This window comes from Collinsella sp. CLA-SR-H006 (genome assembly GCF_040097075.1).
GTDB lineage: Bacteria > Actinomycetota > Coriobacteriia > Coriobacteriales > Coriobacteriaceae > Collinsella.
Genome location: NZ_JBBNPD010000002.1, coordinates 106,038 through 120,133, shown reverse-complemented (window position 1 = coordinate 120,133; position 14,096 = coordinate 106,038). Strand labels below are relative to the sequence as shown.

Here is a 14,096-nt window from a genome sequence, read left to right as displayed (position 1 = left end):
TAAACCGTTTCATCAGCGGTTCTGCCTGCTAAATTGTTCAAATAATGATAAAAACTCTGGTAAAGCCATCAGTTTCCAGCATAATGAATGACGTACGTGCATTGCGGCTGTGTTGGGATTACCTTCGGTGCCGTGCGCATTTTGTCTAATGAGGATGAAAGGAAGGCACAATGAGCGACGAAGAGCTCAAAAAGGTTGCCAACGAGGTAAGGAAGGGCATCGTCACCGGCGTGCACGCTGCCAAGTCCGGCCATCCGGGCGGTTCGCTCGGCGCTGCCGACATCATGACCTATCTGTACTTTGAGGAAATGAACGTCGACCCTGCCGACCCCCGCAAGGCCGACCGCGACCGCTTCGTGCTTTCCAAGGGTCACTGCGCGCCTGGTCTGTACGCCGTGCTCGCCGAGCGTGGGTTCTTCCCCAAGGAGGATCTCGAGACGCTGCGCCACATCGGCAGCCACCTGCAGGGCCATCCCAACATGAACGACACCCCGGGCGTCGACATGTCCACCGGCTCGCTCGGCCAGGGCATCTCCGCCGCCGTGGGCATGGCCGTTGCCGCCAAGCACTGGGGCGACGACTATCGCACCTACGCCCTGCTGGGCGACGGCGAGAGCGAGGAGGGCCAGGTCTGGGAGGCCGCCATGTTTGCCGGCAACCAGCAGCTCGACAACCTCTGCGTGATCGTCGACCATAACGGCCTGCAGATCGACGGCCCCGTCGAGGAGGTCAACGACCCCATGCCGCTCGCCGACAAGTTCCGCGCCTTCAAGTTCCATGTGGTGGAGCTCGCCGACGGCAACGACTTCGACCAGATCCGCGCTGCCTTTGCCGAGGCCCGCGCCACCAAGGGTCAGCCGACCGCCATTATCGCCGAGACCACGAAGGGCAAGGGCGTCTCCTTTATGGAGAACCAGGTGGGTTGGCACGGTAAGGCCCCCAACGATGAACAGTTTGAGCAGGCCATGGCAGAGCTCACGGCCGCCGGAGAGGAGCTCTAGGATGGCAGACGTCAAGAAAATCGCCACGCGCGTAAGCTACGGCGAGGCCCTCGTCGAGCTCGCCAACGAGCACGATGACTTTGTGGTCCTCGACGCCGACCTGGCCGCCGCCACGCAGACCGGCAAGTTTAAGGCCGCCCGCCCCGACCGCTTCTTCGATGTGGGCATCGCCGAGAGCAACCTGATGGGTGTTGCCGCCGGTATCGCAACCACCGGCCGTGTCGCCTTCGCGAGCAGCTTTGCCATGTTTGCCGCCGGCCGCGCCTTTGAGCAGGTCCGCAACTCCATCGGCTATCCGCACCTTAACGTTAAGATCGGTGCCACGCACGCCGGTATCTCGGTGGGCGAGGATGGCGCCACGCACCAGTGCTGCGAGGATATCGCCCTGATGCGTGTCATCCCCGGCATGACCGTGATCGTTCCCGCCGACGACATCGAGGCCCGTGCCGTGACGCGCGCCGCCTACGAGTGCGACGGCCCCGTGTACATGCGCTTCGCCCGTTTGGCCTCGCCGGTTATCAACGACCCCGAGACCTACAAGTTCGAGTTGGGTAAGGGCATTGTCATGCGCGAGGGCTCCGATGTGACCATCATCGCCTGCGGCCTGATGGTCGGCGAGGCTCTCGAGGCCGCCGAGCAGCTCGCTGCCGAGGGCATCGACGCCGAGGTCATCAACATGCACACCATCAAGCCCATCGATGCCGACCTGATCGTCAAGAGCGCCACCAAGACCGGCCACGTCGTGACCGTCGAGGAGCACTCTGTGATCGGTGGCCTGGGCAGCGCCGTTGCCGACGTCCTATGCGAGCAGTGCCCGACGCCGCTCAAGAAGATCGGCGTCAACGACACCTTCGGTGAGTCTGGCCCGGGTGCCGAGCTCTTGCACAAGTATGGCCTGGACGCCGCCAACATCGTGGCGACCACCAAGGAGTTCTTGGCATAAGGCAAGGCGGATCTCAAGGACTGCTTCGCCAGAACTATGGAAACCCGGCAGGGGCGCTCTCTTGGAGAGCGCCCCTGTTTCAGTTGCGGTGAAATAGGGACTGATTAGACCTTTTAACTGGTAAAACAGTCCCTATTTCACCGCAACTCATGAAGACGCCCCTCAAGCACGGTCCCATCAGGAAAAAGGGCATATATCGACAAAGCGCAATTCAGACCCTTCCAGCTTTGTATATGCAGCACCTCAAGATAAACGCAGCGACCCCTTAGTTATCGCAGGCCGGACACAGGGTTACTCTCCAAATCTTTCCGCAGGACGGAGGAGCCCCCGCCGCACGTAGTGCGCAGCGGGGGCTCCGACATGTCCGAGGACGATTTGGAGAGTAACCCTGTGCACGGCCGACGGGATCCCTAAGCACGCCATGCTTCTTATGTGCAGCAAAGCTAATGCTGCTAAAATACAAAGCGCTCATGTAGTTTAAACGCACGACGATAAGGAGCACCAGTGGGTAACCACTTCCGTACCTCCGGTGCGGGCGATGATGCCCCCAAGACGCAGGCAGGCGTCCAGGGCAGTCGTTTCGCCACTCCGGATTCAGAGGGCCAGCCTGTTGCTCAGGCCCCCGCTCAGCCGGCAGATCAGGCACAGCCGGCATCCGATCCCTTTGCCTACAATCCCATCAGCGATGTTGCGCTTTCCGGCACGGCGGGTTTTGAGCCCGTTCAGGCTGTGACCGCTCGCGTGGAGCAGCCTCAGGCTGGCGCCGCCGCGCCGCAGCCTAGCATGGCCGGCATTCCCGACCCCATGGCTCCTGCGACACCGGCTCCTCAGCCTGCGCAGTCTGGCCTCTTTGCCGCTATTCCCGATCCCACGCAGCCTGCTGCCCCGGTGGTCGAGAGCGATCAGGCAGCCGAGGTCGCAAGCCTCGATAACGCGCTCAACAACCCCGATTTTACGTCGGTGTTTGCGCCCATCGATCCGCAGGCCAGCCGCAAGAAGATGGCCAAGCAGGCCGGTGTCGAGCCCGTCATCCTTATGGAGCATGTCACCAAGATCTATCCGGCACAGCCCAACAAGCCTGCACTCGACGACATCAACATCGAGATCTATCCGGGCGAGTTCGTCTTTCTGGTCGGTCACTCCGGCTCGGGTAAGACCACGCTGCTGTCGACGCTCAACCGTGACGTCAAGCCGACGAGCGGCCGCATCCTGGTTGCCGGTCAGGACCTCATGAAGATCAAGAACCGCAAGGTTCCGTTCCTGCGCCGCCAGATTGGCGCCGTGTTCCAGGACTTTAAGCTCCTGCCGCAAAAAACCGCCTACGAAAACGTGGCGTTTGCTCTGCAGTGCATCGGCAAGCCCAAGGGCGTCATTCGCAGCCAGGTGCCCGAGGTACTGCGTCTGGTCGGTCTAGCCGATCAGATGGACTCGCTGCCCGACCAGCTTTCCGGTGGCGAGCAGCAGCGCGTTGCTGTCGCCCGCGCTATGGTCAACCGTCCGCCGCTGCTGATCTGCGACGAGCCCACGGGTAACCTCGACCCGGCGATCTCGCTGGGCATCATGAAGCTGCTCGAGCGCATTAACCGCACCGGCACCACCGTGATCGTCGCCACGCACGACCGCGAGATGGTCGATAGCATGCACCGTCGCGTGATCGCCCTCGAGGGCGGCCACGTTATCCGCGACCAGGAGAGGGGAGGTTACGGCAACTATGGCACCAACTAACGTGGGCTACTCCTTCAAAGAGGCAATCAGCCACTTCTTCCGTAACTGGACTACCTCGCTCGGCGCCGTCATCACGATCTTCCTTTCGCTGTTTATCATCGGCCTGTTCATCATGGGCTCCGCGATGCTGAACTCCGTGATCGGCACCGTCGAGGATCAGGTTGTCATCAACGCGTTCATTAGCGATGACGCCGATCAGGCCGATGTTCAGGCTTTTGAGGCCGAGCTTAAGACGTGGAATAACGTCAAGTCCGTGACCTATAAGGACAAGGACGACGCGCTGGCCGAGTATACGAGCAAGATGTCGGGCAACGCCGACGCCACCATGAGCGCGCTCGATGGCCAGAACCCGCTGCCGGCTTCGTTTGCAATTGAGATGGACGATCCGTCCAAGGTCGAAAGCACGGCAGAGAAGCTCAAGAAGAACGCCGACTTCCAGAAGATCGCGGATGACGGCGACGTCAACGCGAGCGTGCTGTACGGCCAAGAGGAAGTGAGCCGCCTGTTCCAGGTGACCAACTACATCCGCATCGCCGCCGTGGTGCTCGTTGGCCTTCTGACCTTTATCGCATTCATCTTCATCAACAACACGATTCGCCTATCCATCACGGCGCGTCGTCGTGAGATTGCGATTATGCGTCTGGTCGGCGCCAGCAACGGCTTCATTCGCGGCCCGTTTATCACCGAGGGCGTACTGCAGGCCATTTTGGGCTCGCTGCTTTCCATCGGCGTTCTGGAGCTGCTGCGCAATCTGATGATTCCGCGTCTGCAGGAGAGCATCGGCTGGATGTCGTTTGCCCTGCCGATGCAGTACTACCTGGTGACCTATGCTGCGCTGATCCTGGTCGGTGTGGTTATCGGTCTCTTTGGTTCTGCCATCGCCATGCGTCGCTACCTGCGCGTGTAGGCATGCCTGGAATTCACCCCTTCCAACGGGTCGTCTCTTATGGGGCGGCCCGTTTTTTGATCCCTAGGGGACGGCAGGAAAGCGAATCATTTGGGTAGACTCTTGGGATGTAAACGGCAATTGATAGCAAGGAGGCGCCATGGGGCGCAATAACAAGCATAAGCGTGGAGCTCGCAATAAGCGCGGGCCGGTGCGCAGCGAACGCCGTCCGAGCCTGACCGGGCGCGTGCAGCTCCATGAGCATAGCGCCTACGTTGTAACCGAAAACGGCGACTACAAGGTCATGGGCCGCGGTAAGCGCGAGATCATGGATGGCGATACCGTTGCCGTGAGCATAAAGAACAGCCCGCACGGTGAGCGGCGCGCCGTGATCGAAGGTGTGGTTGAGCGCGCAGCCATAAGCGTGGTGGGTACGTACCAGACCGCTGGTCCGCTCGGTGTGATCGAGCCGCTCGATTCGCGCCTGAAGGCCGACTTCTTCATTCTGCCCGAGGATACCTCGGCGGATCGTCTAGGCGTCCACCCGGGTGATGCCGTTGTCGCGCGCATTTTGACCTACCCGACGCGCCTGGAATCGGGCACCGTGACGATCGAACGCCGCATTGGCGGAGATGACGCGCCCGATTTGGGCGTTCAATATGTGATGGCGCGTTACGGCTATACCGATAGCTATCCCGAGGCCGCGCTGGACGAGGCCGAGGGGCTTTCGCTCGATGTGTCTGCGGCGCTTAAGGACCCGCTCCGCCGCGATCTGCGTGACCGCTTTGTCATCACGATCGACCCGGTCGACGCGCGCGACTTTGACGATGCCATTTCGCTGGAGCGCACGCCCGAGGGTGGCTACAAGCTGGGCGTGCATATCGCCGACGTTTCACACTATGTGGCTTGGGACGGGCATATCGATCTTGAGGCTCGCCATCGTACGACATCGGTGTATCTGGCCGATCGCGTGCTTCCCATGCTGCCCGAACGCCTGTCCTGTGACCTGTGCTCGCTTCGCCCTGACGAGGACCGTCTTGCGTTTACCGTCGATATCGAGCTCGATGCGCAGGGTCGCGTGCGGCATTACGATCCGTACCCCAGCGTGATTCGCTCGCGTGTGCGTATGGACTATGACGGCGCCGAGGCGCTGCTGGTGCGTGCCGGCGCGGTGGAGTATGGGGTGCTGGAGGGTGCCGCCGAGGATGTTGCGGCTGCCGAGGCCTCGCGCGAGGAGGCGCTTGAGCGTGGGCTTGCATGCGAAGAAGCAGCCCGCGGCTATAACGTCGACCTGGGTGATTTTTTGGTTGCCGCCAACGAGCTTGCGGAGCTCCGCCGCCGCATTCGTCGCGCGCGCGGTTCGGTCGACTTTGATACGGCCGAGATCCGCGCGCTCTTGGACGAGGACGGTGTGCCCGTGCAGATCGTGGCCCGCGAGCGCTCGTGCGCCACGTCGCTAATCGAGGAGGCCATGCTGCTCGCCAACGAGTGCGTGGCCGAGTGGCTGGCCGACCGCGACATTGAGGCTTGCTATCGCGTGCACGATGATCCCAGTCCCGATAGCCTGCACGGTGCCGCCGTGGCGTTGGCGCAGCTGGGCATCATCGATGATCGCCGTGCGGCCGGTATTGCCCTGGGAAGTCCCGATGAGCTGCAGGCTGCAGTTGATGCTGCTGCCGGTACGGCAAACGCACCGCTCGTCAATACACTGCTTCTGCGCAGCATGCAGCGTGCGCTGTACAAGCCGCGCAACGAGGGCCACTTTGCGCTCGCCGCGCCGTGCTACTGTCACTTTACGAGTCCCATCCGTCGCTATCCCGATCTGGTGGTGCACCGCGTGCTCAAACTGCAGTTGGCCTATGAGCAGCTCGGCGGCAAGGACGCCTTGGTCCGTACGCCGCGGCTGATCGGCAAGGGGCGCGAGTCGCTGCCGCGCATTCTGCCGCAGATCTGCCGCGCATGCAGCGATGCCGAGCGCGCGGCAGATGCCGCCAGCCATGCGACGCAAAAGATCAAGATTGCCCAGTACTATGAGGACCGTCTGGGCGAGCGCTATGCCGGAACCGTCTCTTGGGTTAGCAGCATGGGCCTCTTTGTGCGCTTGGATTTAACGCAGGTCGAAGGCTTGGTTTCGATCAAGAGCCTGGGCAACGAGTGGTTCGAGTTCGACGAGGACGCGCTTACGCTGACGGGCGCCGACACGGGGACTCACTATGAACTGGGCCAGCGCGTGATTATCGAGGTCTCGCGCGTCAATACCACGCGTGGGCACTTGGACTTTAAGCTTATCCATTAGCCAAATCCCGACTCGTGGCGGGAGAGCGGAGGGCGGTCTTTCGGGACCGCCCTCCGCATTTGAATCGTGGCTACCTTGCCGTCTGCTCGGCCGCCCGCTTACCTGCTATTTGAGAGGTAAAACCTACCAAAATAAACCTGTCCCTTTTTGGCAGGTATACAAGAAAGCGGGGATGAGATGGCGACGGTGTACGGTTATGCGCGGGTGAGTTCGCGCGATCAGAACCTTAATCGGCAGCTGGATGCGCTGGGCGCCTATGGCGTGGGCTCGGCGAATATTTATGCCGACCATGCGAGCGGCAAGGACTTCGATCGACCGCGTTATCGCGAGCTGCTGCACGTCCTGGGAGACGGGGACGTGCTGGTGGTTCTTTCTATCGACCGACTTGGTCGTAATTACTCCGAGATTCTTGAAGAATGGCGGCGCATTACCAAGGAGCTCGGGGTTGCCATTGTGGTGTTGGACATGCCATTGCTTGACACGCGCGTCAGGGCCAGCGGCGCGCCGGATGTGACCAACACCCTGATTGCCGATATTGTGCTGCAACTGCTGAGCTACGTGGCGCAGGTGGAGCGCGAGAATATCCATCGGCGCCAGGCGGAGGGAATTGCGGCGGCGCGGGCGCGAGGGGTCCGTTTCGGTCGACCTCGCAAGCCGTGCCCTCCTCAGTTTGAGTTGGTGCGCGATAGCTATGAGGCAGGCGATATTACCCGCAGCCAGGCAGCAAAGTGCCTGGGCGTGTGCGTGGGGACGTTCGATCGCTGGATGCGCGAGGCGGGGTAGGGGTTTGAGTCGCTTTGTCGCTTCCTGTTGCGATTCAAATTTTGATACGGTGACGATGTCATTTGGGGCTACACTCGCTGATATTCAAAAAAAGGAGGTTGGCCCTTGGCGCGCGTAAAACAAATAATCGGATGGACCGCGATCGTTCTGTTCGCTGTAACGCTGGCGGGCATCTGGGTGCTGACGGAGCAAAATGCGGTGGAGACGTCGTTGCTGAGCGAGTCCACCGCGCGTGTGGTGGAGGGTCAGGCTACGGGCGTTCAGGCTGCCGATGCCACGGGTGAAGCCCAGACGGAGAACGGAATGACCGGGGGCACCGATTCGGCTGCCTCGAATGTCCGGTCTGGCCGACTTGCTTCCATTCGCATGTGGGTGGGCGCGAACGTCCGTCGCGTTGCCCATACCGTAGAGTTTTTCTTCGTCGGATTGTTCGCCTCGGTGGTCGTGGTTTGCTTTTCCAGGCGTCCGTGGAGCGTATGCTCCCGTTGCGTGCCCGTATTGCTCTTTTGCGCCGCCTGCTCCGTTGGCGATCAGGTACATAAGATCTTTGTTCCCGGCAGGCATTTCGACGTTATCGATTTAGGATTCGATGCTGCGGGCTATATCACCGCCATGCTGTTGGTATTGCTGGCAGCGACGTTGGTGCGCCATGCGACTCGGCCGATCGGCGCCCATGCGAGGCGCTAGCCGGTAACAAAACCGTTTCCGATAATGCGACCTTGTTGAATTATTTTGTGTCGCGTGTATTTCCGAGCGGTCGGATTTGAGGGGCGAGCGGTAGAACGTTCGCCCTTTGTGCGCCACGATTCGGCACAATGTACCGTAAAAGCTGTTTGTATCCGGTACGAATCGTTCGTTGGTCTTTAATTCTTTTCAACGGAGGTGTTTGAGATGGCAAACGGATTGCTTTTACGGCTTCGCGAGCGTGAGCTCAGCGCGAGCCCGGCGGAACGCAATGTCATCGCATATGTAAGCGCTCATCCGCACGAGGTGGTTGGGCTGTCCGTCCGCGGTCTTGCCGATGCCACATTCTCCTCGCCCTCGAGCATTTTGCGCTTTTGCAAGCGCTTGGGTTTTGCGGGCTACAAGGAGTTCCAGCGCGAACTGATTGCCGAGCTGGCGATCTTGGGTGACAAGAAAGACGTTGCCCTCGAGGACATCTCCATGGATGACAGCGTCGAACGCATTGTGGGGAAGGTGATGAAAAGCAACGTGCGCACGATCGAAGCGACGGCGCGAACGCTCGATTACACCGTCTTGGAGCGATGCGCGGCCCATCTTAAGCGGGCACGCGCGGTCAATCTGTTCGGTATCGGTGCCTCTCGTTTGGTCGCGCACGATCTGGCGCAAAAGCTCATGCGTGTCGACAAAGAGTGCCATCTGTACGACGACTGGCATGATCAGCTCTTGTGTGCCAAGAACATGCATGAGGGCGATATGGCAATCGCCTTTAGCTACTCGGGCTTGACGCAAGAGGTGCTGGACTGCACCGCCGAGGCTCAACGTCACAACTGTCCCGTTGTGGCCGTGACCAAAGTAGATGGATCATCCAAGCTTGCCACCATGGCCGATGCCGTGCTCGGCGTCGCTGCGAGTGAACCCTTGGTCCGCAGCGGTGCCATGGCTTCGCGTATGGCCCAGCTTATGGTTGTCGATGCCCTGTACGCTGCTTACGTTGCCAGCGACTACGAACGGGCGACGCATGTCATTAAGCAAAACTACATCGAGAAACAGGAAAGATGAGGTGAAAGAAATGCTCGATTTAACAAAATTCACGACCGAACAGCGTAATCAAAGGTCAATGGACCTCGATACGATGACATCGCTGCAGATCGTCACGACGATGAACGATGAGGATCTTCGTGCCGTCCAGTCGGTCACAAAAGTGCTGCCCCAGGTTGCCACAGCAATCGACTGGGCTGCTGAGGCACTCGAGCGCGGCGGGCGCGTCTTTTACATGGGCGCAGGCACCAGCGGTCGTCTGGGCGTACTCGACGCTTCGGAGTGTCCGCCCACGTTTGGCGTGTCACCCGATCTGATTGTCGGGCTCATTGCCGGAGGCGAGACGGCGTTTATCAAGGCTGTCGAAGGTGCCGAAGACAGCGAGGAGCTTGGCGCGAGCGACCTGCGGGAGCGTGGACTCTCGGACAAGGATCTTGTCGTTGGCCTGGCGGCAAGCGGTCGTACACCCTATGTGGTGGGCGGCCTTATGTACGCCAAGGCAACTGGGTGCAAGACCATTGCAATTGCCTGCAACCAAGGGTCGAAGATCGGGGAGAGCGCAGATCTTGCCATTGAACCCGTGCCCGGTCCCGAGGTGCTGACCGGCTCAACGAGGCTCAAGGCGGGAACGGTTCAAAAGCTCATTCTCAACATGATTTCGACCGGTGCCATGGTCAAGATCGGCAAGGTATACCAAAACCTGATGGTCGATGTGCAGCAGACGAACGAGAAGTTGGTGGTGCGCGGCCAGAACATCGTGATGGAGGCGACCGGCTGCACGCGCGAGCGCGCTATTCAGGCGCTTGCAGATGCCGGCGGCCACGTAAAAACCGCTATTGTCTCGGTACTGCTGGACTGCGATGCCGAGCAGGCTGCGGTAGCTCTTGATCGAGCGCGAGGCCATGTCCGTGCTGCGGTGAGTGGCCATGAGAAGAGCAATGCCGATGCCCAATAGGTGTGCGGCGTGAGCTGATATGACATCCAGACGAGATGCCCAATACAAGGAGGAGTTATGACGAACAAAGAGCTGGCTCAAAAGCTGCTGGACCTTTTGGGCGGTAAAGACAACGTGCTCGCAAACGCGGCGTGCATGACGCGCCTGCGCGTGACCGTCAAAGACGCGGGCAACGTCGACACGGAGGGCATTAAGGCACTCGACGGCGTGATGGGCCTGGTCGCGGACGACACGATGCAGATCGTGCTGGGTCCGGGCAAGGTGAATAAGGTGCTCGAGGAGTTCTCCAAGCTCACCGGCCTTGCGAAAGGCGTTGCTGACGAGAGCGTGGTTGACGCTGCGGCCACAAACAAGGCCGCGCAGAAGGCCAAGTACGAGTCCAAGCCGGTTCAGGCCTTCCTCAAGAAGATTTCCAATGTCTTCGTCGCCCTGCTTCCCGGCATCATTGCGGCTGGCCTCATCAACGGTATCTGCAACGTCATTAACGTCTCGACGGCAGGCGCGCTTGCAGGCGAGTGGTGGTACCAGGGCATTCGTTCCATGGGCTGGGCCCTGTTTGCCTATCTGCCCATCTTGGTGGGCTATAACGCGGCACGTGAGTTTGGTGGCTCCGCTGCGCTGGGCGGCATCGCCGGCATGATGTGTATCGCCAACAGCGCCATGCCCCTGCTTGCGCCTGGCGCGGCCGATCCTGCCACTGCCATTCTGCTGCCGCTCACCAGTGCGCAGTACAACCCTGCAGCGGGCGGCATGATCGCGGCTCTTATCGCTGGCGCATTTTTTGCCTGGATGGAGCGTCAGATTCGCAAGGTTATGCCCAACGCACTCGACACGTTCTTGTCCCCGCTGCTGGTGCTCATCATCGGCGCCTTTGCTCTGATGCTCGTCATCCAGCCGGTTGGCGCATGGCTGACGACTGCCATCTTTAGCGTTTTGACCTTTATCTTCGAGAAGCTGGGCGTCCTGGGCGGCTATATCCTGTCGGCAGGCTTCTTGCCGCTGGTTTCCGTCGGCCTGCATCAGGCGCTCACGCCGATCCACGCTATGCTCAACGATCCCGACGGCGCTACCAAGGGTATCAATTACCTGCTTCCCATCCTTATGATGGCTGGCGGCGGCCAGGTCGGTGCCGGTTTGGCGCTGTACTTTAAGACCAAGAACGCCAAGCTCAAGAAGTACGTCGCAGAGTCCATTCCCGTTGGAATCCTGGGTGTGGGCGAGCCTCTGATGTATGCTGTTACGCTGCCGCTCGTTCGTCCGTTTGTGACGGCCTGCCTGGGTGCCGGATTTGGCGGCGCGCTCGCGGCGCTGCTTCACATCGGCACGGTTTCTCAGGGCGTTTCCGGTCTGTTTGGCCTGCTGATCGTCGTTCCTGGCCAGCAGCTCGGCTACGTTGCCGCTATGCTGCTTGCCTATGCCGCCGGCTTTGTCCTGACGTGGTTCTTTGGCGTCGACGAGCAGAAGATCAACGAGTTCTTTGGCGAATAGTTTGATATCGCGAGCCGTGTTGCTCAGGGCTCGCGGCGCGCGACAGATTTCTTGATGCTATGGTTGTGCCGGCGGGGCTAACTGCTCCGCCGGCCTTTTTTAAAGGAGCGTTGAAACGTGAAAACGGGTATTTCGATTTATCTTTCCAGCCCTCTGCAGGATATTGAGCGGACGATTGAGCACGGTGCCGCGACGGGTGCGCGCTATGCGTTTACCTCACTGCATATTCCCGAGGATGGGGGAGCGGCGTATGCCGATAAGGTCCGTCATGTGCTGTCGCTGCTTTCCGCCCGCGGCATTGCGCTCATCGCCGATGTGGGGCCGCGCACGTGCGATTTGCTCGGGCTTGAGCGCATCGAGGACCTGCGCGATCTGGGGTTGGAATACCTTCGTTTGGACTATGGCTTTAGCGCCCAGCGGGTCGCGGAGCTGTCCGGTGTATTTCGCATTGTGGTCAATGCATCGACGGTGAGTTCTGATGGAATCGCATCGTGGCGTGAGGCCGGTGCCGATGTGACTCGTTTTGCCGCCTGCCACAATTTTTACCCCAAGCCTTATACCGGTTTAGCTCTGGAGGACATTGCTCGGGTGAATCTTCGTCTTGCGGCGCTTGGATTCGAAATCATGGCTTTTGTGCCGGGTGATGCTAACGTTCGCGGGCCGGTATTCGAGGGACTGCCGACGGTCGAGGCGCAGCGCGGTCGCGCGTCAAAGGTTGCCCTCAATATGCTTGAGCTTGCACATGGCGCCGATTGCGACATTGTGTTGGTCGGTGACCCCGATCTTTCCGATGCGGGCTGGACGCAGTTTGCTCAAGTTTCCGCCGGATACGTGGATCTGCAATGCGAGCTTGAGCCCGGTTATGCCTATGTGCGTGGGCAGATTCATCACGACCGACCCGATTCGAGCACCCTCATCTTTAGGTCTCAGGAGTCGCGTACGACGCTTAAGCCGGATTCCGTGCCGATGGATGCCGGTGCCGGCCTGTTTCGAAAGGCGGGGTCGATCGCTGTGAGTAATAGCGGATATGGGCGCTACGAAGGCGAGCTTGAGATTGCGCGGGTCGATCTTCCCGGTGACGAGCGCATGAACGTTGCGGGCCATATCACGCCCGAGGCAATGGAGCTACTGCCGTTCATCAAACGCGGATTCGGGGTACGGTTCGTTTAGCGTGTGACCCGTGGGCTACAATTGGCCCATCATACGAAGGCGCCTCGTGTGGCGTGTGCTCGCGTTGGCCGATCTATATTCGGAGGATTCCCATGACCGTACTGCTTGTTGAATATCCCAAGTGCTCGACCTGTAAGAAGGCCAAGGCATGGCTGGACGAACATGGGGTAGAGTATATCGATCGCGATATCGTTTTGGACAATCCCACGGCTGATGAGCTTGCGACCTGGATTGCTCGTTCGGGGCTGCCGGTGCGGCGCTTCTTTAATTCGTCGGGCATGAAATATCGAGAGCTGGGCCTGAAGGCGCGTCTGGATGCGGGCATGACGGATCGGGAGTGCTACGAGCTGCTGGCGACCGACGGCATGCTGGTCAAGCGTCCGCTGCTGGTGGGCGACGACTTTGCGATTCCCGGCTTTAGGGAAGCGGCTTGGGCCGAGGCGTTGCTGTAGCGGCTGCGGAAAGTGCGACCCGGAATTCGCTTCCAGAATGGGATGCACTTTCCCAAAGTGGCCGGTTGCGGAAAGCACGTCCCATTCTGAGCTTCGATTGCGGGACACGGTTTCCGGTTGAGGGCTCGACGGGAAAGTAGGGACCAGTTTGAGCTTGAAATCTGGGACGCACTTTCCGCCGGCGGGCCTGCCCCAGTCAGTCCGCCAGCTGTGCCCATTCGTGCGGATCGTAGACCTTTACGTGTTTGTTGGGCTTGCCGCTCCAGTACTCCTCGTCCATAAAGGGCAGATATGCCTGAACGCCGGGGCAGATAAAGGGAATCCGCTGCTGTTGCAGTCGCTCGCGCTGGCGCTGCTCCAGGTGCGCCTCGGATATGACGGTCGGCATACCGGACAACTCGACGAGGCTTGCCTGGATTCGCTTAAGGTCGGGGAGTCCCGCGTGCCATGACATCCGCATGATCAAAAAGGATGCATGGCGGTATTTTGCCTGCACCACAGTAATGGCGGGGCGTAACGTGGGGTGAATTTTGTCCCGTTCGGGCCAAAGGTCGGCAGTGATCTCGAGGCCCAGGGTCTCCCATAGGTAATCAAGCTCTTCGTCCATGGTGCCTCGATATCTACGCGATCATTGATACTTCGATTGTGTTGCCTGGTGCTATCGTTTTCACGGTA

General features: G+C 60.1%; 13 protein-coding genes. 12 read left to right on the top strand and 1 reads right to left on the bottom strand.

The window, feature by feature from the left end; genetic code table 11:
- The first annotated feature begins 170 nt into the window (after positions 1 to 170).
- From AAA069_RS02070 to AAA069_RS02015, 12 genes are all read left to right on the top strand, one after another.
- Positions 171 to 1,001, top strand: coding sequence for a transketolase (locus tag AAA069_RS02070; RefSeq protein WP_099432020.1), 831 nt, complete (start codon positions 171 to 173; stop codon positions 999 to 1,001).
- 1 nt (position 1,002) lies between these two features.
- Positions 1,003 to 1,944 (top strand): transketolase family protein, encoded by a 942-nt coding sequence (locus AAA069_RS02065; protein WP_349127429.1) that lies wholly within the window; start codon positions 1,003 to 1,005, stop codon positions 1,942 to 1,944.
- 504 nt (positions 1,945 to 2,448) lie between these two features.
- Positions 2,449 to 3,669 carry a cell division ATP-binding protein FtsE gene (ftsE, locus tag AAA069_RS02060; protein ID WP_349127428.1) on the top strand — a complete coding sequence of 407 codons (1,221 nt, stop codon included), beginning with the start codon at positions 2,449 to 2,451 and terminating at the stop codon, positions 3,667 to 3,669.
- Entirely contained in the window at positions 3,656 to 4,576 is a 921-nt protein-coding gene (ftsX, locus tag AAA069_RS02055; protein WP_217108032.1) for a permease-like cell division protein FtsX, read from the top strand. Before ftsE ends, ftsX begins: the two co-directional genes overlap by 14 nt.
- Before the next feature lie 139 nt (positions 4,577 to 4,715).
- Complete coding sequence (locus AAA069_RS02050) at positions 4,716 to 6,851, top strand: RNB domain-containing ribonuclease (RefSeq protein WP_349127427.1); 2,136 nt, start codon at positions 4,716 to 4,718, stop codon at positions 6,849 to 6,851.
- 177 nt (positions 6,852 to 7,028) lie between these two features.
- Positions 7,029 to 7,634 carry a recombinase family protein gene (locus tag AAA069_RS02045; RefSeq protein ID WP_035137411.1) on the top strand — a complete coding sequence of 202 codons (606 nt, stop codon included), beginning with the start codon at positions 7,029 to 7,031 and terminating at the stop codon, positions 7,632 to 7,634.
- Positions 7,635 to 7,739: 105 nt separating this feature from the next.
- Positions 7,740 to 8,321 carry a VanZ family protein gene (locus AAA069_RS02040; protein WP_217108030.1) on the top strand — a complete coding sequence of 194 codons (582 nt, stop codon included), beginning with the start codon at positions 7,740 to 7,742 and terminating at the stop codon, positions 8,319 to 8,321.
- 204 nt (positions 8,322 to 8,525) lie between these two features.
- A complete protein-coding gene (locus tag AAA069_RS02035; protein WP_217108029.1) occupies positions 8,526 to 9,377 on the top strand; it encodes a MurR/RpiR family transcriptional regulator in 852 nt (283 codons plus the stop codon).
- A gap of 10 nt (positions 9,378 to 9,387) precedes the next feature.
- Complete coding sequence (gene murQ, locus AAA069_RS02030) at positions 9,388 to 10,311, top strand: N-acetylmuramic acid 6-phosphate etherase (RefSeq protein ID WP_217108028.1); 924 nt, start codon at positions 9,388 to 9,390, stop codon at positions 10,309 to 10,311.
- A gap of 57 nt (positions 10,312 to 10,368) precedes the next feature.
- Positions 10,369 to 11,799 (top strand): PTS transporter subunit EIIC, encoded by a 1,431-nt coding sequence (locus tag AAA069_RS02025; RefSeq protein WP_217108027.1) that lies wholly within the window; start codon positions 10,369 to 10,371, stop codon positions 11,797 to 11,799.
- Positions 11,800 to 11,916: 117 nt separating this feature from the next.
- Positions 11,917 to 12,969: a MupG family TIM beta-alpha barrel fold protein gene (locus tag AAA069_RS02020; protein WP_217108026.1), complete on the top strand. Its 1,053-nt coding sequence runs from the start codon at positions 11,917 to 11,919 to the stop codon at positions 12,967 to 12,969.
- Between the two features lie 92 nt (positions 12,970 to 13,061).
- On the top strand, positions 13,062 to 13,421 hold the full coding sequence (locus AAA069_RS02015; protein WP_349091271.1) for an arsenate reductase family protein: 360 nt from the start codon (positions 13,062 to 13,064) through the stop codon (positions 13,419 to 13,421).
- Positions 13,422 to 13,617: 196 nt separating this feature from the next.
- Here the strand turns inward: AAA069_RS02015 and AAA069_RS02010 are convergent, their stop codons facing one another.
- The gene (locus AAA069_RS02010) at positions 13,618 to 14,028 is read right to left on the bottom strand and encodes a hypothetical protein (protein ID WP_349091272.1); all 411 of its coding nucleotides are present in this window, start codon (positions 14,026 to 14,028) and stop codon (positions 13,618 to 13,620) included.
- Positions 14,029 to 14,096 lie beyond the last annotated feature (68 nt).